The sequence below is a fragment of the Metasolibacillus meyeri genome, from assembly GCF_003049505.1.
Classification (GTDB): domain Bacteria; phylum Bacillota; class Bacilli; order Bacillales_A; family Planococcaceae; genus Metasolibacillus; species Metasolibacillus meyeri.
The window spans coordinates 1-366 of record NZ_PYWN01000277.1 but is presented as its reverse complement, the minus strand read 5'-3'; the positions used below and the strand labels follow the sequence as shown (position 1 = coordinate 366).

Annotated in this window: 1 pseudogene; it reads right to left on the bottom strand. The window is 28.4% G+C overall.

Going from position 1 to position 366, the window contains the following annotated elements:
* Nucleotides 1-366: pseudogene (locus C9J34_RS22580) on the bottom strand (hypothetical protein); the annotation flags it as partial.

Below are 366 nucleotides of genomic sequence, written 5' to 3'. Positions count from 1 at the left end.
TATAAATATGTAAATTTTATCTATTCTACATAAATTCAGAAACTCATCTTTCCATATGTCTTTTGGATTGTTTAATGTTTTTAAGATGTACGAAAAATACTCACTACTGTCCATGTTGCTAACTCTTGCATTTCTTGTTACATACTCAATAATTCTTGGGCTAAAATTTTTATGGCTCACAATATCTAAATAGTGTGCATCCATTTTTATCGCTTCAAAATAAGCAGTAGGCAAATTACTCATATAGATATGATTATATAAAATCTGTGATTTTTCCAAGTCTGACATGTCTTCTACTTTAATGTCATATCTACATATATCATGATATTCTAGAGAGTCTTTGAAAGCTTGATTCGTACTAATAGC